20 protein-coding genes are annotated in these 20,677 nt (G+C 66.7%); 4 read left to right on the plus strand and 16 right to left on the minus strand.

Features of this window, described 5'->3' with window-relative positions; genetic code table 11:
- The first annotated feature begins 26 nt into the window (after nucleotides 1-26).
- Complete coding sequence (locus WDM91_16900; GenBank protein ID MEI9996278.1) at nucleotides 27-1,238, plus strand: multidrug effflux MFS transporter; 1,212 nt, start codon at nucleotides 27-29, stop codon at nucleotides 1,236-1,238.
- Here the strand turns inward: WDM91_16900 and WDM91_16905 are convergent.
- Nucleotides 1,221-1,634, minus strand: a complete 414-nt coding sequence (locus tag WDM91_16905) for a PH domain-containing protein (protein MEI9996279.1) — start codon at nucleotides 1,632-1,634, stop codon at nucleotides 1,221-1,223. The genes WDM91_16900 and WDM91_16905 overlap by 18 nt on opposite strands.
- Before the next feature lie 139 nt (nucleotides 1,635-1,773).
- On the opposite strand from WDM91_16905, the gene WDM91_16910 reads away from it, so the two are divergent.
- On the plus strand, nucleotides 1,774-2,304 hold the full coding sequence (locus WDM91_16910) for an AAA family ATPase (GenBank protein ID MEI9996280.1): 531 nt from the start codon (nucleotides 1,774-1,776) through the stop codon (nucleotides 2,302-2,304).
- A 147-nt stretch (nucleotides 2,305-2,451) separates the two neighbouring features.
- Here the strand turns inward: WDM91_16910 and WDM91_16915 are convergent, their stop codons facing one another.
- From WDM91_16915 to WDM91_16930, 4 genes are all read right to left on the minus strand, one after another.
- Entirely contained in the window at nucleotides 2,452-4,857 is a 2,406-nt protein-coding gene (locus tag WDM91_16915) for a DNA translocase FtsK 4TM domain-containing protein (protein MEI9996281.1), read from the minus strand.
- Between the two features lie 100 nt (nucleotides 4,858-4,957).
- Nucleotides 4,958-6,157, minus strand: a complete 1,200-nt coding sequence (locus WDM91_16920; protein MEI9996282.1) for an aminotransferase class I/II-fold pyridoxal phosphate-dependent enzyme — start codon at nucleotides 6,155-6,157, stop codon at nucleotides 4,958-4,960.
- A gap of 207 nt (nucleotides 6,158-6,364) precedes the next feature.
- Nucleotides 6,365-7,696 (minus strand): ammonium transporter, encoded by a 1,332-nt coding sequence (locus WDM91_16925; GenBank protein MEI9996283.1) that lies wholly within the window; start codon nucleotides 7,694-7,696, stop codon nucleotides 6,365-6,367.
- 70 nt (nucleotides 7,697-7,766) lie between these two features.
- Nucleotides 7,767-8,105: a P-II family nitrogen regulator gene (locus tag WDM91_16930; protein ID MEI9996284.1), complete on the minus strand. Its 339-nt coding sequence runs from the start codon at nucleotides 8,103-8,105 to the stop codon at nucleotides 7,767-7,769.
- A gap of 461 nt (nucleotides 8,106-8,566) precedes the next feature.
- Between WDM91_16930 and WDM91_16935 the strand changes: the two genes are divergently transcribed.
- Nucleotides 8,567-9,790, plus strand: coding sequence for an FAD-dependent monooxygenase (locus WDM91_16935; protein MEI9996285.1), 1,224 nt, complete (start codon nucleotides 8,567-8,569; stop codon nucleotides 9,788-9,790).
- Nucleotides 9,791-10,005: 215 nt separating this feature from the next.
- Here WDM91_16935 and WDM91_16940 read toward each other — a convergent pair whose 3' ends face one another.
- From WDM91_16940 to WDM91_16985, 10 genes are all read right to left on the minus strand, one after another.
- Nucleotides 10,006-10,398, minus strand: coding sequence for a hypothetical protein (locus WDM91_16940; protein ID MEI9996286.1), 393 nt, complete (start codon nucleotides 10,396-10,398; stop codon nucleotides 10,006-10,008).
- Nucleotides 10,399-10,407: 9 nt separating this feature from the next.
- Entirely contained in the window at nucleotides 10,408-11,493 is a 1,086-nt protein-coding gene (gene zapE / locus WDM91_16945) for a cell division protein ZapE (protein MEI9996287.1), read from the minus strand.
- 2 nt (nucleotides 11,494-11,495) lie between these two features.
- Nucleotides 11,496-12,557 (minus strand): MaoC family dehydratase, encoded by a 1,062-nt coding sequence (locus tag WDM91_16950; protein MEI9996288.1) that lies wholly within the window; start codon nucleotides 12,555-12,557, stop codon nucleotides 11,496-11,498.
- A complete protein-coding gene (locus WDM91_16955; GenBank protein MEI9996289.1) occupies nucleotides 12,550-13,419 on the minus strand; it encodes a CoA ester lyase in 870 nt (289 codons plus the stop codon). Before WDM91_16955 ends, WDM91_16950 begins: the two co-directional genes overlap by 8 nt.
- A gap of 58 nt (nucleotides 13,420-13,477) precedes the next feature.
- Nucleotides 13,478-13,981, minus strand: a complete 504-nt coding sequence (locus WDM91_16960; protein ID MEI9996290.1) for a nuclear transport factor 2 family protein — start codon at nucleotides 13,979-13,981, stop codon at nucleotides 13,478-13,480.
- Nucleotides 13,978-14,268 (minus strand): DUF1330 domain-containing protein, encoded by a 291-nt coding sequence (locus WDM91_16965; protein MEI9996291.1) that lies wholly within the window; start codon nucleotides 14,266-14,268, stop codon nucleotides 13,978-13,980. The genes WDM91_16960 and WDM91_16965 overlap by 4 nt, the downstream gene beginning before the upstream one ends.
- Nucleotides 14,268-15,287: an aspartate-semialdehyde dehydrogenase gene (locus tag WDM91_16970; protein MEI9996292.1), complete on the minus strand. Its 1,020-nt coding sequence runs from the start codon at nucleotides 15,285-15,287 to the stop codon at nucleotides 14,268-14,270. Before WDM91_16970 ends, WDM91_16965 begins: the two co-directional genes overlap by 1 nt.
- Before the next feature lie 58 nt (nucleotides 15,288-15,345).
- Nucleotides 15,346-15,675, minus strand: a complete 330-nt coding sequence (locus WDM91_16975) for a hypothetical protein (protein MEI9996293.1) — start codon at nucleotides 15,673-15,675, stop codon at nucleotides 15,346-15,348.
- Between the two features lie 86 nt (nucleotides 15,676-15,761).
- Nucleotides 15,762-16,976, minus strand: a complete 1,215-nt coding sequence (locus WDM91_16980; GenBank protein ID MEI9996294.1) for a CaiB/BaiF CoA-transferase family protein — start codon at nucleotides 16,974-16,976, stop codon at nucleotides 15,762-15,764.
- An 8-nt stretch (nucleotides 16,977-16,984) separates the two neighbouring features.
- A complete protein-coding gene (locus WDM91_16985) occupies nucleotides 16,985-17,413 on the minus strand; it encodes an OmpA family protein (protein ID MEI9996295.1) in 429 nt (142 codons plus the stop codon).
- A 413-nt stretch (nucleotides 17,414-17,826) separates the two neighbouring features.
- Here WDM91_16985 and WDM91_16990 point away from each other — a divergent pair, with 413 nt between their 5' ends.
- Nucleotides 17,827-18,831 (plus strand): DUF992 domain-containing protein, encoded by a 1,005-nt coding sequence (locus tag WDM91_16990; protein ID MEI9996296.1) that lies wholly within the window; start codon nucleotides 17,827-17,829, stop codon nucleotides 18,829-18,831.
- A 527-nt stretch (nucleotides 18,832-19,358) separates the two neighbouring features.
- Here WDM91_16990 and WDM91_16995 read toward each other — a convergent pair.
- The gene (locus WDM91_16995) at nucleotides 19,359-20,426 is read right to left on the minus strand and encodes an OmpA family protein (protein MEI9996297.1); all 1,068 of its coding nucleotides are present in this window, start codon (nucleotides 20,424-20,426) and stop codon (nucleotides 19,359-19,361) included.
- Nucleotides 20,427-20,677 lie beyond the last annotated feature (251 nt).

The following is a 20,677-nucleotide window of genomic DNA, read 5'->3' on the forward strand; positions in this document are numbered from 1 at the left end:
GCCGGCGGCGCGCGATAGGGTGGGCCATGACCTCCCCAAAGCCCTCCCTCACCGGCGTGCGCCGCGTCGAGCTGATCGTCCTGCTCGGCGCGCTGACCGCCTTCGGCGCGCTCTCCATCGACATGTATCTGCCGGCGCTGCCCACCATCGCGCGCGAGTTCGGCGTGCCGATCGGCGCGGCCGAGCACACGCTGACCTCGTTCTTCCTCGGCTTCGCCGGCGGGCAGGCCCTGTTCGGGCCGCTGGCCGACCGTTTCGGCCGCAAGCCGCCGCTCTATGCCGGGCTGGCGCTCTATGCGGCCATGTGCCTGTTCTGCGCGCTCTCCACCAGCGTCGACATGCTGATGTTCGCGCGCGTCTTCCAGGCGGTCGGCGCCTGCGCCGGCGGCGTGATCGCGCGCGCCTGCGTGCGCGACATCTTCGGGCCGGAAGAGACGCCGCGCGTCTTCGCCTACATGATGCTGGTCTTGTCGGTCGCGCCGCTCGTCGCGCCGTTCCTCGGCGGCTACTTCCTGGTGTGGGCGAGCTGGCGCGCGATCTTCTGGTTCCAGTTCGCGGTCGGCAGCGTGGTCGCCATCGCCATCGCGATCCGCCTGCCCGAGACCCATGGCGGGGCGCACCGGCCGCTGCATCCGGCGATCCTGCTCGCCGACTACGCCCGCATCGCGCGCGACCGCGAATTCATCGCCTATGCGCTGTCGGGCGCGGTGAGCAACGCGTCGCTCTATGCCTATCTCACCGGCGCGGCGCATGTCTTCATCGACATCTACCGCATTCCGCCCCAGCATTTCGGCTTCTTCTTCGCGACGAATGCGATCGGCCTCATCGGCACGGCGCAGATCGCGGCCCGCCTGGTGCGCGGAAGGCTGCCGGAGCTTGTGCTGCTGCGCGCCCAGGGCCTGCATCTGCTGGCGGGCGGCGTGCTCGTCGCCGTCGCGCTCAGCGGCCTCGGCGGGGTCTATGGGATCGGCGCGGCGCTCTTCCTGTTCATGTCGATGAACGGCGCCATCGGCCCGATGTCGACCGGCGCCGCGATGCGGCCCTATGGCGCCAATGCGGGGATGGCGAGCGCGCTGCTGGGCTCGCTGCAATTCGCTGCGGGGTTTGCGACGTCGCTCGTCATGGGCGCGTTCAACGCGGCGTCGCCGGTGCCGCTGGCGGCGGTCATGGCGGGGAGCGCCGGTGCCGGGCTCCTGCTGCACCTGGCGCTGCGGCCGCGCTCAGCGCCCCAGGCCTGATTTCGCGGTCTCGATCGCGGCGCGGAAGGCGAGCGGATCGGCGATGTCGGGCAGGTCGACATGGTCGACACCCGTGCCCTCGATCCGCAGGCTGCCATAGCCGAGGATCTGGCCCCAGAAATTCTGCGTCACCCGCACGCCCTCGATATTGGGCAGCGCGACCTCGAAGGTCTTGAGCGTGAACAGCCCCTTCTTCTCCACGAAGCGATGCGTGGTGACGCCGATCTCGGTGGTCCATTTGCGCACCATCATCGCCACGAAGATGTAGATTCCCAGGCCCAGGAACACCGACAGGAAGATCAGCGCGAGGATCGCCTTGAAGCTGTACCACCAGTGGAAATGCGCCCGCGCCACCAGTCTCTCGCCCTGGCCCAGGGATTGCTCGATGTACGACATGGGTCACTCCGCAAACGACGCGGAACTCTAGCCTGCAATGGCGCGGAAAGAACAATCCGTCGGCAGCCGCAACCGATATTTTTCGGTGTTCGGCCCGCGGACGGTAGATCGCGGCGCGGACGCCTCTATCATCGCCCGCATGAGCGCCCGCATCGTCCTCGTTTCCGGTCCGCCGGCCTCCGGCAAGACCTCGCTGGCGCGGCCGCTGGCGGCGGCACTGGGCTTCGGCCTGATCGCGAAGGACGACATCAAGGAGCCTATTTTCGATGCGCTGGGCGGCGTGAAGGGCGATCTCGAATTCTCGCACCGGATCGGTGCCGCGTCCTGGGAAGTACTGTGGTCGCTGGCGCGGCGCCAGCCGCACGCGGTGCTGGAAGCCAATTTCGATCCGGAAAGCGCCTATGAGCGCCGGCAGCTGCTGTCGCTCGATGCCCGGATCGTCGAAGTCTATTGCCGCTGCCCGCCGGAAGAGGTCGCGCGCCGCTATGCCGAGCGCGCCCGATCGCCCGTGCGCCATGACGCCCACGCCGCGCTGCCGGAGCTGTCCGTGGAGGAAATCGCCCGCCGCTTCGCCAGGCCCATCGGCATCGGTGCGGTGCTGGAAATCGATACGACGACGGACGTCGATCTCGTCGTAGTGGCGCGCAGGATCGAGACCCTGTGGGGCTAGAGTCTATTGTGATCGGAAGGAGTCATCCAAAAACTTGTCATGGCCCGCGCCCTTCGACGCCGCCTGCGGCGTCGCTCGGGATGACGTGCGGGCCATGACACCGGATTGGGTTGCATCAACTTGAAAACGACGGACTCTGGCCGCCGTTCAGCTCTCGTCGTGATCGGGCAGCAGCACTTCGCGCAGGCCCTTGTGGTTGGGCCGCGAGACCACGCCGTCATGCTCCATGCGCTCGATCAGGCTGGCCGCCTTGTTGTAGCCGATCTGCAGCCGGCGCTGCAGATAGCTGGTCGTCGCCTTGCGCTCGCGCGCCACGATGGCGAGCGCCTTGTCGTAGAGATCGTCGCCGCTCTCCGCATTGCCGCCGCCCGCGCCGCCGGCAAGGGCGTAAGGATCCTCGCCGTCTTCGTCCGGCTCTTCCGTCACCGCGTCGAGATACTCCGGCGTGCCCTGGGTCTTGAGGAAGCGCACGACGTCCTCGACCTCGTGGTCGGTCACGAACGGGCCGTGGATGCGTTTGATGCGGCCGCCCGCCATCATGTAGAGCATGTCGCCCTGGCCCAGCAGCTGCTCGGCGCCCTGCTCGCCCAGGATGGTGCGGCTGTCGATCTTGCTGGTCACCTGGAACGAGATGCGGGTCGGGAAGTTCGCCTTGATCGTGCCGGTGATCACGTCGACCGAAGGGCGCTGCGTCGCCGCGATCAGGTGGATGCCCGCGGCGCGCGCCATCTGCGCCAGGCGCTGCACCGCGCCCTCGATCTCCTTGCCGCTGATCATCATCAGGTCGGCGACCTCGTCGACCACCACCACGATGAACGGCATCGGTTCGAGCTCGAGCGTCTCGTCCTCATAGACCGGCTTGCCGGTCTCGCGGTCGAAGCCGGTCTGCACCGTGCGTTTCAGGCTCTCGCCCTTCTCCTTGGCCTTGCGCACGCGGTCGTTGAACGCCTCGACGCCGCGCACGCCCAGCTTGGACATCTTGCGGTAGCGGTCTTCCATCTCGCGCACCGCCCATTTGAGCGCCACGACCGCCTTCTTCGGGTCCGTCACGACCGGCGAGAGCAGGTGCGGGATTCCGTCGTACACGGACAGTTCCAGCATCTTGGGATCGATCATGATCAGGCGGCATTGCTGCGGCGTCATCCGGTAGAGCAGCGACAGGATCATGGTGTTGAGGCCGACCGACTTGCCCGAGCCGGTGGTGCCCGCGACCAGCAGATGGGGCATCTTGGCGAGGTCGGCCATCACCGGCTCGCCGCCGATGGTCTTGCCCAGCGCCAGCGTCAGCGGCGCCCGCGCCTTGTCGTATTCCGCGCTCGCCAGCTGCTCGCGCAGATAGACGGTCTCGCGCGTCTGGTTCGGCAGCTCGATGCCGATCACGTTGCGGCCGGGGATCACCGCGATGCGCGCCGCCACCGCGCTCATCGAGCGCGCCACGTCGTCGGCCAGGCTGATGACGCGCGACGACTTCACGCCCGCCGCCGGCTCGAACTCGTAGAGCGTCACGACCGGGCCCGGCCGCACCGCCATGATACGGCCCTTGACCCCGAAATCGGTCAGCACCGCCTCCAGCATGCGGGCATTCTCTTCCAGCGCCTCGTCGGACAGCGCGGTCGCGTCATGCACCACGACGGGCTCCGCCAACAGGCTCAGGGCCGGCAGCTGGTATTCGCCCGAGACCAGGTCCAGTGCCGGCTGCTTGGCGCGCTTGATGTTGGTGGTCGCGGTCTTCTTGGCCTCTTCGCGCCGCACGCGGTTCTCGCGCCGCTCCGCCAGCCTTGTCGCCGCGATCGGCTCGGGCGCGACGTCCAGCGCATAGGCGTCTTCCTCCTGCGCCTCGTCGAGCTCGGGCTCCGATTCCTCTTCGTCATAGTCGTGTGCCTTGCGGAGGTTCGGCATCTTGAGATGCGCACCGATCCACACAAACGCGGCCGGCACGTTCGCCACGCTGCGCAGGATCGGCTGCAGCCGCAAGCCGGTCGCGAGGAAGGAGAGCGGCAGGCCCGCCAGCAGCAACAGCACCGGCATCGCGGCCGCGATCCAGCCTTGGTGAAACGCTGCGGCGGTCTTGACCGAAAGCGAGGCGGCCGCAAGCCCGATCACGCCGCCATTGCCCGCCGGCAGCGTCAGCAGGGCGGGAACCACGCCCAGCCCTGCCGCCAGCAGCAGCGTGCCCAGCGGCCAGGCGAAGGCGCGCCACATCGTGTGGCTCAGATGCAGTCCCATCAGGGCGCGCGCGCCCCACACCAGCGGCGGGCCGAGCGCCGCGACGGCGGCGATGCCGAAGGCCTGCAGCAGCATGTCCGCCGCCATCGCGCCCGGCCCGCCCAGCAGGTTGGCCGCGCTGTTGCCGGTCGCGTTGTTCCAACTCGGATCGCTGGCGTCGTGGCTCAGCAGCGCGATCAGCGCGGCGGCCGCGCCGAGGAACAGCAGCGCGCCCGCGCCGCGCATGATGAGGATGGAGAGCAGCCGCGCCACCGAGCGCCGCGCATCGGCCAGTGCGTCCGCCATCGCCGCGCCTTTCGAGCGCGGCTGATATACGCCGCCTGCCATGATCCGACGCGTCGCCTGGCCCATGCCCGCTCCAACAGGTCAGCGCTCCGGCGGTGCGGCCGGATCGCGCGACCATTAATGAGTCAGACCACGCTCCAATTCAATCGGAGCGGAGCGTCGTCTGCGCCATCCTTTCGAGTGCAGCCATAATGGTTGACAGGTCGTTAACGAGCGCCACCCGGATATAGGAAAAGCCGGGATTGCTGTGGCTTTCGCCCGGCACGGTCTCGCGCCCCATATAGGCGCCGGGCAGCGTCCGCACCCCCGCCTCGCGCCATAGCCGCAGCGCGGTCTCCTCGCCATTGCCGACATCGAGCCAGAGGAAGAAGCCCGCCTCCGGCACGCGGAAGCCCGCGCGATTGCCCAGCATGCGCTGCGCGGCGCGGAATTTCTGCTGATAGCCCGCGCGATTGGCCATCACATGGCCTTCGTCGCGCCACGCCGCGGCCGACGCCGCGAGGATCGGCAGCGCGACCTGCGGCCCGGCATAATTGCGGAACTGGCGGAAGCGCTCGATCATTGCCGTATCGCCCGCGACGATGCCGGACCGCAGGCCCGGCAGGCCCGAACGCTTCGACAGCGAATGGAAGGTCAGCAGCCTTTCATAAGGCGCGCCGCGCATCGGCAGCGCGCTCTTGGGCTCATGCTGGAGATAGATGTCGGCATAGCACTCGTCGGCAAACACCGCGAAATCATACTGGTCCGCGAGCGCGAACAGCGTTCGCCAATACTGTTCGGAAGCGCAGGCGCCCTCCGGATTGGACGGCGAGCAGATATAGACCGCCGCGGTGCGCTCCAGCAGCGCCTTGGGCAGCGCCGCGTAGTCGGGCAGGAAGCCGGTCGCGGCCGTCGCCGGCACGAACACCGGCTCGCCGCCCGCGCTCAGCGCCGCCGCGGCATAGCATTGATAGAACGGGTTGGGGATCAGCACCGCCGGCCGCTGCCCCGCCTTCTTCTCCGGCATCACCGTGAACAGGGCGAGGAACAGCCCCTCGCGCGTGCCGTTGAGCGGCAGCAGGTTCGCCTCCGGATCGATCGAGCCCTCCGCCAGCCTGAAGCGCCGCGTCAGCCAGGCGCCTGCCGCCATGCGCCAGTCCTTCGAGCCGTTGATCGGCGGATAGGAGCCGAACTGCGCCGCATGCCGCGTCAGCTCCTCGGCGACGAAGGGCGGCACTGTGCCATGGGGATCGCCGATCGCCAGGCTGATCGGGTCCAGCCCCGGCGGATGCGGATCGAGCAGCGCCGCGAGCTTGACGAAGGCGGAGGGCGGAAGTTCGGAGAGGCGGCCGGGAAAGAGCATGGCGCATTGTTAGCATCGCGCGCCGTCGTTTTCCTCCCTGTTGTTACGAAGGGGGTCGATCCACCTCCCCCAAAGGGGGAGGTCGACACGCGAAGCGTGTCGGGTGGGGGTGCTGCGGGCTCGCCCACCCGAACAGCGCCGCCCCCAAACAAAAAGGGCGCCGGTTTCCCGGCGCCCCAGTTGAGGAGGAAGACGTCACACGGGGGATCAGCCGTGCACGGTTTCTCCATGGAGGTTGATGTCGAGACCTTCGACCTCGACCTCGGCGGAGACGCGCAGGCCCACGATCATGTCGATCACCTTCAGGATGATGAAGGTCACGATCGCGCAGTAGAGGAACGTCGCGGCGACGTCCTCGAACTGCAGCCAGAGCTGGCCGATATTGCCGTCGATCAGCCAGCCCTTGCCGGCCGGGTTGATCGCGTTGGAGGCGAACACTCCGGTGAGCATGGCGCCGAGCGCGCCGCCCACGCCGTGCACGCCCCAGGCGTCGAGGCTGTCGTCATAGCCGAACAGCTTCTTCACCCAGACGGCCGAGATGTAGCAGACCACGCCGGCCGCGAGGCCGATGATGAGCGCGCCCACCGGATCGACGAAGCCCGAAGCCGGGGTGATCGCCACGAGACCGGCAACCGCGCCGGAGATCATGCCGAGTACCGAAGGCTTACGCGCGATGATCCATTCGGCGAACATCCAGGCCAGCGAGGCCGCCGCGGTGGCGATCTGCGTCGCCGCCGCCGCCATGCCGGCATTGACGTTGGCCGTGACCGCCGAACCGGCGTTGAAGCCGAACCAGCCGACCCACAGCAGCGAGGCGCCGATGACGCTGAGCACGAGATTGTGCGGCGCCATGTTCTCGCTGCCCAGGCCGATGCGCTTGCCCAGGACGAGGCAGGTGACGAGCGCCGCGGTGCCGGCGTTCAGGTGAACGACGGTGCCGCCCGCATAGTCGAGCGCACCGGCGCTGCCCAGCCAGCCGCCGCCCCACACCCAATGGGCGATCGGGCAATAGACCAGCAGCAGCCACAGCGACATGAACCACATGAAAGCCGAGAACTTCATGCGGTCCGCCAGCGCGCCGGCGATCAGGGCCGGCGTGATGATCGCGAAGGTCATCTGGAAGAACATGTAGACCGACTCGGGGATCGTGCCCGCGAGCGGGTTCACCGCATTCAGCGTCATCGGATGCAGGAAGGCATAGGTGAAGCTGCCGATATACTTGTTCAGCGTCGGATCGGGATTGGGCGTGAAGGCGATGGAATAGCCGATCACCATCCACAGCACGGTGATGATGCAGGTCGCGCCGAAGCTTTGCGCCAGCGTCGCCAGTACGTTCTTCTTGCGCACCATGCCGCCATAGAACAGCGCCAGGCCCGGTATCGTCATCATCAGCACCAGTGCCGACGACGTCAGCATCCAGGCGGTATCGCCCGAATCGATCTTCGGCGGCGCGGCCAAGGCCGGTGCCACCGTCAGCGCCAACGCGCCAAGCCCGGCACCGACGCCAAGCCCCATTCGCTTCAACTTCGCAAAACTCATTTCAAGCTCCCCTTGATGGATCCCAAACTCGTTGATGGCCGCGCCGCGCGTGGCCGTATGGCTGCGCCCCTTACAGCGCGTCGCCGTCCGTTTCGCCGGTGCGGATGCGCACGACCTGCTCGAGCGGCGTGACGAAGATCTTTCCGTCGCCGATCTGGCCGGTCTTGGCCTTGGAGGTGATCGCCTCGATCACCGCCTCCGCCATCTCGCTTTTGACGGCGACTTCGATTTTCAGCTTCGGCAGGAAGCTCACCGCGTATTCCGCCCCGCGGTAGATTTCCGTGTGGCCCTTCTGCCGTCCGTACCCCTTGACCTCCGTGACCGTCATGCCCTGTACGCCCAGCGCGGACAGGGACTCCCGGACCTCGTCGAGCTTGAAGGGTTTGATGATCGCCGTGATGAGCTTCATCTGCCGTCCTTCCATGGTTAAACCGCCTTTCGACGCCCCCTTGGCGCCCCTAGGCCGTTAACACTTCATCAAGAACCGTGCCGCGATGCAGGGATATGACCGTTCGTTGATTCAAAAGGGAATTTTCTGTCCGCTGCCGGAGTCGGCGCGATAGAAATCATTCCAAACGCCTATTTCTCAGGCATATGAAATTCCGTCGATTAAATTATGTGCACATCTTGAAGTCCGCCGAAGGAAGGACCAAATTCCTGTACGGCCGGATTCTGCGGGAAGGCGGCAGCGCATGGTTTGCGGCCAGCCGAAATGGCGCGAAATCGGTGTATTCCCAAAGACATGCAGCGGAATTTCCGGAATTGAATTCAAATTTTGAAACTTAAGGGAGGGGGACCGGAATCTCGGGTTCAATTGGGCAGGACAATTTCCGCGGCGCTTTTCCGCCGCGCCCGTCCTAGGCTCGGGCCATGAAACGCTGTGATGTGATCATCGGCGGCGGCGGCATGGTCGGGCTCCCGCTCGCCATCGCCCTCGCCAAGGGCGGCCTCGATGTGGTGGTGGCCGACCCCGTGCCCCAGGCCGCGGCGCTGGAGGCAAAGTTCGACGGCCGCGTCAGCGCCCTCAGCTATGCCACGGTCCGCATGTTCGCGGCGCTGGGCATCTGGGAGCATCTGGCGCCCGACGCCCAGCCGATCAACGACATCCTTGTCACCGACGCCCGGCTGAATGGCGAAGCCTCGCCCTTCTCGCTGCATTTCGATGCCGCCGAGATCGGCACTGCCTCGCTCGGCCATATCGTGGAGAACCGCCACACCCGCGCCGGCCTCTATGCCGTCGCTGCGACCTTGCCCAATCTGCGCCTTGTCGCGCCGGCCGCGCTCACCGATCTGCAGCCGGATGCCCACGCCATCCGTGCCACGCTCGCCAATGGCGAAAGCATCGAGGCGGCGCTGGCCGTCGCCGCCGACGGCCGCGATTCGCCCATGCGCGAGCTGATGGGACTGCCGGTGATCGCCTGGTCCTATGCGCAGTCGGGCATCGTCGCGACCGTCGCGCATGAGAAGCCGCATGACGGCGTCGCTTACGAGCATTTCCTGCCGTCGGGCCCGTTCGCGATCCTGCCGATGACCGGCAACCGGTCTTCGCTGGTGTGGACGGAACGGGAATCGCTTGCGCCGCAGATGATGGCGCTCGATGCGGAAGGCTTCGACGCCGAGATCGCGCGGCGCTTCGGCGATCACCTGGGCGCGACCAAGGCCGCCGGACCGCGCTGGTCCTATCCGCTTCGATTCCATCTGGCCCGCGGCTTCGTGAAGCCGCGTTTCGCGCTGGCCGGCGATGCGGCGCATGGCATCCATCCGATCGCGGGACAGGGTCTCAATCTCGGCCTGAAGGATGCCGCCGCATTGGCCGAGATCGTGCTCGACGCAGCCCGGCTGGGCCGCGACATCGGCGCGCTCGACGTGCTGCAGAAATACGAGCGCTGGCGCCGCTTCGACGCCTTCGCGCTTTCGGTCGCCACCGACGGCCTGAATCGCCTGTTCTCGAACGATCTGGCGCCGGTCCGCGCCTTGCGCGACTTGGGCATGGGGCTCGTCGATGCGATCGGCCCGGCCCGCCGCTTCTTCATGCGCCACGCCGGCGGCGATGTCGGCAAGCTGCCGCGATTGCTGAAGGGCGAGGCGGCGTAAAGTCCGTTGTTTTCAAGTTGATGCAACCCAATCCGGTGTCATGGCCCGCGAATGCGGGCCACCCAGTTTGGCTCTGCACGACATCAACGGTAAACAGCCACTCCTACTTCAACGGCAGGAGCAGACGTCACCCGGGTGGCCCGCATTCGCGGGCCATGACAGGTTTTTGGCTGACTCCTTCTGATTGCAACAGACTCTAGACCGGCTGTGCCGCTTCAGTTCAGCTTGTCCTTGCGCCGCTCCGCCAGCGCCACGGGCAGGTCGGCGTAATAGCCGCGCGCGATGGCGCGGATCTTCTCGGCACGGGCGCGCTCCGCCGCGTCGCGACTTGCGAAACGCTCGCCTTCGAACAGGAAGCGCGTCACGGGCGTCCCCAGCCGCTCATCGGTCTCGACGATCTCGCCGACCGCCTCGACCTGTTCTTCGGCGACGCGCAGCGTGTGGCGGAAATGGGCGACCGGGTCGCTGCGGTCGCGCTGCTCGTCGGCGATGCGCTGCGCATTGGCGGCATCGAAGCGCCGCAGCCGCGCCAGGATGCGGTGCCGGAAGCCATAAACCAGCAGCACGGCGAAGATCGCGAGGGCCGTTGTGAGGAGTTGTCTCAGCATCGTCGCCGCTTATACCATCTCGCGGACGCCGTGGCCGCGCCGCAGATAGTCGTCGCTCTGCATCTCATGCAGGCGCGACACGGTGCGGCGGAAGGCCTCGGCGCCATCGCCGGCCGCATAGAGCTCCTCGGGCGCCGCCGCGGCCGAACAGATCAGCTTGACGCTCTGGTCGTACAGCGTGTCGACCAGCAGCACGAACCGCCGCGCCTCGTTGCGCTGATCGGCGGTCAGGCGCGGGATGTGGTCGATCAGCACTGTGTGGAAGGTGTGCGCCACCGCCAGATAGTCCGCCGCCGCCAGCGGCTGGGCGCACAGATCGCCGAATGCGAAGCGCGCCACGCCGCGCGCCGCCCGCGGCACCCGCACGCTGCGGCCGAGGACTGTCAGATTCATCGGCGCGCCGCCGGCCTGGCCGGTCAGCTTGCGCCAGGCCGTGTCCATCGCGGCGTCGGCCGCCGGTCCCAGCGGCTGCAGATAGACCGGCAAGCCCGAGATCCGGTGCAGCCGGTAATCGACGTCGCCATCCAGCGCGACGACGTCCAGCCGCGCCTGGAACGCGGCGATGAAGGGCAGGAAGAGCTGGCGGTTGAGGCCGCCCTCATACAAGCGCTCGGGCGGCGTGTTGGAGGTCGCGACGATCACCACGCCCAGCGCGAACAGCTGCTCGAACAGCCGGCCCAGGATCATCGCATCGGCGACGTCGGTGACCTGGAACTCGTCGAAGCACAGCAGCGTCGCGCGCGCCGCGATCGCCCGCGCCACCGGCGGGATCGGGTCGGCGGCGCCGGCGCGCTGCCGCTCGGCATGGATCTGCGCATGGGTGTCGACCATGAACTCGTTGAAGTGCACCCGGACCTTGCGCGCCACGGCGGCGTGCTCGAAGAACAGGTCCATCAGCATCGACTTGCCGCGCCCGACATCGCCCCACAGATAGGCGCCGCGGGGCGGCGTCCGCGTCCCGAAGAACAGCCGCCGTCCCGGCCGGTAGGATTTCAGCGCCTTGGCCAGCACGGACAGTTTCGCCGCGGCGCGTTCCTGTGCCGCATCGGCCTTCAATTCGCCCTTCGACACGGCGGCGCGGTAACGCTCGAGCAAGCTCATCCGCGCGGCAACACGGCCCAGTAGTCGAAATCGAGGATGACGTTCTCGGGATAGGCGCCGGCCGCGTCCTTGTCGGGAAAGCCGGCGCAAGGCAGGTCCTTGGTCGCCACCAGCCGCAGGCGCAGCACGCCCGCATCCTTGCGATGGCCGAGCGGCTGCTTGTCCAGCACCTCGCTCCACGCGAACACGGTGCCGCCGGCGAACAGCGGATTGACATGCCGCCCGCCATTGATCCCGGCGATGGTGAAGGCGTTGCCCAGGCCGTTGAACGAGATCGCCCGCGCCAGGCTGATGACGTGCCCGCCATAGATCAGGCGCCGGCCGAAGCGGCCCTGCGCCTCGGCGAACTGGTTGAAGTGCACCCGCGCGGTGTTCTGGTAGAGCCGCGTCGCCATCATGTGCTCGGCTTCCTCGACCGTGATGCCGTCGGCATGGTCGATCTTCTCGCCGACCGCATAATCGTCCCACAGATGCCGGGAACCCGATTGCGTGGTCTCGAACAGGGTGTCGAATTTCAGCGCCGCCGGCACATGCAGATCGGCCACCGCGACCGCACCGGCCAGCTTGGGCACCACGGCCGGCGCCACCGCCGCGTCCGGATCGCGCTTGCGCACCATCACCCAGCGGACATAGCTGAGGACCTGCTCGTCCTTCTCGTTCATCCCATGGGTCCGGACATAGACGACGCCGGTGTGGCGATTGGAATTCTCCTTGAGGCCGATGACCTCGGAATGCGCCGTCAGCGTCTCGCCGGGATAGACCGGCCGCAGGAAGCGCCCCTCGGCGTAACCGAGATTGGCGACGGCATTCAGGGAGATGTCCGGCACCGTCTTGCCGAACACGGTGTGGAACACCAGAAGGTCGTCCAGCGGGCTGCGCGGCAGGCCGCAGAACTGCGCGAAGCTGTCGGATGATTGCAGCGCGAAGCGCGAGCCGTAGAGCGCCTGGTACAGCGCCGCATCGCCACGGCTCAAGGTCCGCGGCGTGGCATGCGCGATCTTCTGCCCGACCTGGAAGTCTTCGAAATAGTTTCCCGGATTGGTTTTCACGTCACGCACTTTCCAGCGCCGCGATCGCGTCCGCCATCGCGACCGTGCCGCGCGCGATCTCGGCATGCAGCAGCTCGACCATCCGGCCGTCAAGCTTGATCGCGCCCTTGCCGCGGTTCTCCGGCAGATCGAACGCCGCGATGATCTTGCGTGCCGCTTCGACCTCTTCGGCCGCAGGGGCGAACACCGCGTTGCACGGCTCGACCTGGGTCGGATGGATCAGCGTCTTGCCGTCGAAGCCGAAGGCGCGCGCCTGTTCGCAGGCGGCTTTGAAGCCGTCGGCGTTCTGGATGTCGTTGTAGACGCCGTCGATCACGGCCAGCCCGTTGGCCCGCGCCGCGAGCACCGACAGGCCGAGCGCGGCACTGAGGTTCAGCCGGTCCGGCGTATGGATGCCGCGGATTTCCTTGATCAGGTCGTTGGTCCCCATCACGAAGCAGGCGAGCCGCCCGCCGCCCGCCGCGATGGCGGCGACGTTCAGGATCGCCACCGGCGTCTCGATCATCGCCCAGACCGCGATCGCCTTGTCCGCCGCCATCAGCTTGCCGTCGATGGCATGCAGGTCGGCGGCGCTCGATACCTTGGGCACCAGGATGGCGTCGGGCTTCGCCGCCGCGGCCGCGGCGAGGTCCGCCTCGCCCCAAGGCGTGCCCAGGCCGTTCACCCGGATGACGATCTCGCGCTTGCCGAAGCCGCCCGCCTTGACCGCGGCGCAGACCTGCTGCCGCGCGACGTCCTTGGCGTCCGGCGCGACCGCGTCTTCGAGGTCGAGGATCAGGGCATCGGCGGGCAGGCTGCGCGCCTTCTCCAAAGCGCGGGCGTTCGAGCCCGGCATGTACAGCACCGAGCGGCGCGGCCGTATCGTCGTCATGGCATTCCCTTGGTTGTTGGCTGGGCGGACAGTAGCGCCGGAGCGCCCGGCGCCAAAGTCAGCCCTTGGCGTGGCGGGCCCGAACCGCTGCGACGTAAGATTGCACGTCCGGGCGGTCGCGGAATCGCTTGGCCCAGCGCGCCATCACCTTGGCCATGCGCTCGGGCGCGATCCCGAGCTGGGCGTGCGCCACGCCGCCGTTCACGCTCTCATGATATTCCGCGATCAGCCCATCCTTCAGGACGAAGCGGCTGATCCCGTCGATCGCCACCTCGCGCCCCAGATAGTCCGGCACTTTGGAGATGAAGGTCGAGAGCGAATGGGCATAGCCGAGTTCGCCGCTCACCACCGGTTCGTAGAACGTCCAGTCATATTCGGCGGCGTCGCGGTGGAAGAGGGTCTCCAGCATGTCGGCGATGCTGTCGCGCCCGGCATGCGGGCCGTAGATATAGTCGTAATAGACGCCGTCGGGGGTGAAGCAGGCCGCTAGCGCCTTGCCGTCGCCGGCCGTCGCGGCCGCGGCGAAGCGCGCGACCAGCGCGGCGAAATCGGCCGGCGTCACGCGACGCCTTCCACGACGATGATCTCGGCCTCGGCGGCGCCATCGCGGAAAGCCTTGGCGCGCTGGTATTCCACCGAGTTGTAGCAGGCCACGGCCTGCTCGAGGCTCTCGAATTCCGTCACCACGTTGCGGGCCCGCGCCTTGCCCTCCAGCACCTGGACGCGCCCGCCGCGGGCGAGGAATTTCGCACCGTATTTTGCGAAGGCCTCTGCGGTGCCGTCGACATATTTCTTGTAGGCGTCCGGATCCGTCACATCGACGCGGGCGATCCAGTACCCCTTCGGCATCACGCGGCCCTCAGCAGCTTGCGGTTGATCAGGCTCTCGGCGATCTGCACCGCGTTGAGCGCCGCGCCCTTGCGCAGGTTGTCCGCCACGATCCACAGCGACAGGCCGTGCTCGACGGTCGGGTCCTTGCGGATGCGGCTGACATAGGTCGCGTCCTCGCCGGCGGTCTCGATCGGCGTGACATAGCCGCCGTCCTCGCGCTTGTCGACGACCAGGATGCCCGGCGCGGCACGCAGGATCTGGCGCGCCTTGTCGGCGGTGATCGCCGTCTCGAACTCGATGGTGACGGCTTCGGAATGGCCGATGAACACCGGCACGCGGACGCAGGTCGCGGTGAGCTGGATGTCGGGATCGAGGATCTTCTGGGTCTCGACCATCATCTTCCACTCTTCCTTGGTCAGGCCGGAATCCAGGAAGTCGTCGATATGCGGGATGACGTTATAGGCGATCTGCTTGGTGAAGTGCTCGACCTCGACCGGATCGGCGACGAACACCGCACGGGTCTGGCGGAACAGCTCGTCCATCGCGTCCTTGCCGGCGCCGGAGACGGATTGATAGGTCGAGACAACGACGCGCTTGATCTTCGCCGCGTCGTGCAGGGGCTTGAGCACGACCACGAGCTGGATGGTCGAACAGTTCGGGTTGGCGACGATGCCCTTCTTGATCCCGCTCAGCGCGTCGGCGTTCACCTCGGGCACCACCAGCGGCACGTCGCGGTCCATCCGCCAGGCGCTCGAATTGTCGATCACGATGGCGCCCTGGGCCGCGATCTTCGGCGCCCAGGTCTTCGAGACCGCGCTGCCCGCGCTCATCAGGACGATGTCGGTGCCCTTGAAGTCGTAATAGTCGAGCGCCTTGACCTTCAGCGTCCGGTCGCCGAACGACACTTCGGTGCCGACCGAGCTGGTCGAGGCCAGCGCCACGACGTCGCTCGCCGGAAAGACGCGCTCGTCGAGGACATTGAGCATCTCGCGACCGACATTGCCCGTCGCACCGACCACAGCCACTTTGTAAGACATCAGGGATTTCCGCCGCAAAACCGGCGTCCCCATACGCCAATCGGCCGGGCGAGGAAAGCTACCAGCTCAGCTTGAGCTTTATGCCGCCGCCATCGACCATGCCGTCCAGCATGGTCTTGTTGGAGGGCGCGCCTTCCACGCGGAAGCGGAACAGCTCGGCGCTGCCGTTCACCAGGCCCAGCCGGGTGGCGATGATTTCGCCGATCGGCCGCTCGGTCGGTGCGAGGTTGTTCTGCCGGTTGACCCAGGGCTGCGCGATCATTGGGGATTCATAGCCGTCGTAACGCTGCGGCCTGTCGTCCGGCATGATCAGATGCATCGCCGCTGCCGGCCCCGCCGCCGTGCAGGCTGCGATCAGGCCCGGCAATAGGATCGAAACAAACCGCATCGCACGTCGCCCTGTAGCGCTTCGTCGTGTCGACCATTAACGCGCGGGTCGAATGCTTGGTTGCGATTTGTCAAGTGGGTGGCGGCTCAAATGATATGCTCGCCGCGCAATTTTTCGATATCGGCTGGCGACAGGCCCAGCACGCCGCTCAAGATCTCGTCCGTGTGCTCGCCCAGGAGCGGCGGCGCATTGCGATATTCGGGCGGAGTGGCCGACAGTCGCAGCGGGCTGGCGACAAGCGGCATCGGACCGGTGGCGTGGCGCATGGTGACGATCAATTGCCGCGCAACGGCTTGCGGATCGGCGAACACCTGGTCGACGCGATGGATCGGGCCGCAAGGCACGTTCGCCGTTTCGAGGTCCGCGATCCATTGCGCGGTGGTGCGCGTCGCGAAGACGGGCTTCAGCAGATCGATCAACGCCTCCCGGTTCGCGACGCGTTCGGCATTGGCCGCATAGCGCGGGTCGCGCGCGACGTCGCCGATTCCCGCCGCGGCGGCGAAGCGGCGGAACTGCTGGTCGTTCGAGGTTGCGAGGATCAGGTGCCCGTTGGCCGTCGCGAACACTTGGTACGGCACGATATTGGGATGGGCATTGCCGAGGCGCTCGGGAACCATGCCGCCGGAGAGATAATTGGTCGCCTGGTTGGCGAGCGCCGCCGCCTGGGAATCGAACAGCGCCATGTCGATCGACTGGCCTTCGCCGGTCCGCGCCTGGTGGATCACCGCCGCCAGGATCGCGATGGCGGAATAGAGCCCGGTGACCAGGTCGCTGACCGCGACGCCGACCTTCATCGGCTCGGCGCCGGGCTCGCCGTCCTTCTGCCCGGTGATGCTCATCAGCCCGCCCATGCCCTGGATGACATAGTCGTAGCCGGCCTTGTCCTTGTAGGGCCCGTCATGCCCGAAGCCGGTCAGCGAGCAATAGATCAGCGCGGGATTCTCGGCCTTCAGGCTCTCGTAGTCGAGCCCATACCGCGCCAGCGCGCCGGTCTTGAAGTTCTCGACGACGATATGGGCCCGCCGCGCCAGCCGCCGGATCAGGGCCTGGCCGTCCGGCTTGGCGATGTCGACCGTGACCGACTTCTTGTTGCGGTTGGCGGTCAGGAAATAGGTCGCGTCGCCCCGCGATCCGTCGGGATTGGTCAGGAAGGGCGGTCCGAAACGCCGGGTCTCGTCGCCTTCGCCCGGCTTCTCGATCTTGATGACCTCGGCGCCCAGATCCCCGAGGATCTGGGTCGCCCAAGGTGCCGCCAATACGCGTGAAAGGTCGAGGACCCGAAGATGCGAAAGGGCCCCCATGTCCTTCCTTAGCGCGGATCGATGACGGCGCGACGGTTCTGCGGTTCGCGGACATGGTCCGGCGTCTTCACCAGAAGATCGTCCGAACCCGCTGTCTCGACGGTGGCCGGATCCAGGCCGCGGCGGACGAGCTCATCCTTCACCGCCTCGGCGCGCCGCAGCGACAGCTCCTTGCAGTGATGCTCGGCGGTGTCGCAATAGCCCGTCACCACCGCATGATGCGGCACGTGATGACCTTGCGAGACGAAGTTCGCCACCTGGTCGGCGGCCGCGCTGGTGAGATTGGCCTTCTGATAATCGAAGAACACCGTGACCGACTGATAATGCACGACCGGCGGTGGAGGCGGAGGAGGGGGTGGCGGCGGCGGCGGATGATGCGTGGTGCACGCGCTCAAGGCTGTCGCGAAGGCAATGGCAGCAAATGTTTTGGTCTTCATGAGGTTTCTCCCACCGTTATGTAAGCCCCGGCGAAACCCTAGGACCTGTACCGAATTGTGACAATCCTCCGACGCAGCATGGTTAACCGCCTCATATCTCGCTGCGGACCGCCTATAGCTCGGAACAGAAGCTCAGATCCGGTGCCTTCTTCGGGTCGCTCATGTCCGACCTGCCGCCCGTGTCCATCTTGTTGCCGATGATGCGCTCCACCGTCTTCATGCGGCTGAAGCGCCGGAGATGGAAGCGGTATTCCAGGTCGACAGGCTTCTCGGCTCGCGCATAGAGATCGCAATGCGTTTCCGCGTCGCGGCTTGGCCATCGGAACCTTAACTATGGCGTGCAAGACGCATTAGCGGTGCCGAAAACCCGATGCTATGGTGCCCGCCGCAGCCAGACAATGAGCACGAAAAACATGGGAAACGCATGGAAGGCGGGCGTTTGCGTATCCGCCATCGCCGTCCTTCTGGCCGGGCAGGCTGAGGCCGCCCGCCGTCCGGTGCTGAAATGCGCCCAGCCCGCCGAGGTTGCGGCCATCCAGACCACCGTGATCGATCAGCAGCTGGTCGATGCGGCGCTGACCTGCGGCGACGCGACCCGCAACGGCTTCAATGCCTATCGCACCGCCTTTGCCGCGGAACTGCGCGGCAGCGACAGGGCCCTGCTCACGATGTTCAAGCGCGTCTATGGCGGCACCAAGGGCGATGCGGCGTACAATCTGTTCAAGACCGACATGGCGTCCAAGGCCGAGCTCCGCCGGGTCAAGGACGCGCGGGCCTTCTGCCAGTCGGCCGATCTCGTCCTGGCCGCGGCCAATGGTACGGAGAAGCCGAGCCTGAAGGATTTCGTCTCCGGCGTGCCGGTGGCGGAGTCCGAGACTCCGGTGAACAGCTGCTCGGTCAAGGTCGACGTCAACTTCAAGGGCGTGCAGGCCGCGCCCGTGGTCATGCCGAAGCCGCGGCCGCCGCAGCCCGACGATCCGCCGGAGGTCGTCGCCGCGGTCGCGCCGCCGGCTCCCGCCGGCATCAAGGTCGGCAGCCTGACCTGCAATGTCTCCAGCGGGTTCGGATTGATCTTCGGCTCCTCCAAGGAGCTCAAATGCACCTATGCGCCCAATAGCGGCAGCGGCGAGCACTACACGGGCACCTTCTCCAAGTACGGAGTCGATATCGGATACGCCGATTCGGCCGTGCTGGTATGGGGCGTGGTCGCGCCGACCTCCGACGTCCGGGCCGGCTCGCTGGAAGGGGACTACGCCGGCGCCACGGCGGGCGCGACGGTGGTCGTGGGCCTCGGGGCCAATGTCCTGATCGGCGGCCTCGACAAGTCGATCGCGCTGCAGCCGGTCAGCGTCCAGGGCAACACCGGCCTCAACATCGCCGCCGGCATCGGCGTGATCACGCTGAAATACCAGCCTTGAAGGCGGCCACCACCCTGCCGGAGCGCTGCGCACGCCGCGCTCCGGCAGGCATGGCGGTTTGTATCCGGACGGCTCCAATGCGGTTCGCGCCTCCGTCGGATTGACGGAACGCCACACGACGCCGATCTGCGCCGGCCCTAGGGTCTGGACAATTGCATTGCAAGAAAGGTCGTCATGGGCGGGTTTAACCGCCCATCCATCCGGCGCGGGTCTACGTGCCGAAAAGACTCTTGTGCGCCGGCAGACGCGGGCGCGATGGATGGACGCCTCAAGGGCGCCCATGACGGTAGGGGAGCAAGGCTCCAATTGAGGACAGACCCGAGAGCGGTTTCGGTTTGAGAAACCTCGCCCCCAACCCGTGTCGCCCGCCTCATGCGGGCGACCCCAGTTTGTCTTGGCGCAACCGATCGCCCGGACAAGCCGGGCGATGACGGGTTTCGTGAATCCATTCGAGACAAAGCCGGCTCCAAACAAAAAGGGCGGACCGTGAGGCCCGCCCTTTCCGTATGCTTGAAGCGAGGTGCTGCTTAGCCGCCGAGGTCGATGACCGCGCGGCGGTTCTGCGGCTCGCGGACGCCCGGACCGGTCGGGACCAGCGGGTCGTGGAACGACTTGCCGACGATGTCGATGCCACCGCCGTCCAGACCTTCGCGGACCATCTCGTCCTTGACCGACTGGGCGCGACGGATCGACAGCGCCTGGTTGTAGCTGTCCGAGCCGACCGTGTCGGTATGGCCGGTGACCAGCACCTTCACGAAGCCGTTCGCCTTGGCGGTGCGAACCGCTTCGGCAACCACTTCCTGCGCCTTGTCGGTCAGGTTCGACTTGTCGAAGTCGAAGAAGACGATGAACGTCTTCACCGGCGGGGGCGGCGGCGGCGGGGGAGGCGGCGGGGGCGGCGGCGGCGGGGGAGGCGGCGGCGGAGCAGCTTCCTCCATGTACCAGCGGATGCCGATCATCGCGACATGCTCTTGCGCCTGCGAGATGTGGATCGGCTCGATCGCCGCGAAGTCCGACACGTAGTTGTGGTCGACTTCCGCCGAACGATAGCGGTAGTCGGCGAACAGCTCGACCGTCGGGTCGATCTCATAGTTCAGGCCGAGGATGCCCTGCCACATGAACTCGGTGTGCTGGCCGCGGAGGACCTTGAGGGGCCCGAAGAGCGAGTCCTTGACCGACAGGTCGAGCGCGCCGGCGCCGATGCCGCCGCCGAACGACAGGCTCCAGCGATCGCCGAGATTCCAGTCATAGATGAAGTTGACCAGCGCGGATTTGAGCGCGTTCTGGCCGCTGAGCGTACCAACGAAGGGAGGATTGTCCTTATGCTGGTCGTGCGAGTCGTAACCGACTTCGAATTCCAGGCGCAGATTGCTGGCCCACTTGTAACCGAACGAGCCGGTCACCAAAGCCGTATCGGCCTGGCCGAGATCGGCATGAACGGAGCCCGGCGGCGCGGTGACAGCGGAGATCGGCTCCATATGGTCGTAACCGACACCGAGGCCGAGATACCAGCCCTGGGTATCATTGGCCAGTGCAGGGGAGGCGCTGAGCGCCGCCAGTGCGACGCCCGTCAAGGCGATCGAACGAAGTTTCATTTCTATCCTCGCTTCAAATACCGACGGGCAGGGACCCCCCCACCTAAACGTTCGGACGACAGTGGTCTTATAACGGCGCCGAATGCAGATGTCTCCCCTGCCCGTTTTGGGATTCATAGCTTTTGGCTACCGCCACGCCGATTTACACATGCCCTGTGACTGCACTGCAACAGCCCGGCGGTTTTTGGACGGCATTTCAAAGCATTGTGCGACATAAGCGCGACGCGCGGCATGAACGGCGCGCACAATTA

This window comes from Rhizomicrobium sp., assembly GCA_037200385.1.
In the GTDB taxonomy this organism is placed as follows: domain Bacteria; phylum Pseudomonadota; class Alphaproteobacteria; order Micropepsales; family Micropepsaceae; genus Rhizomicrobium.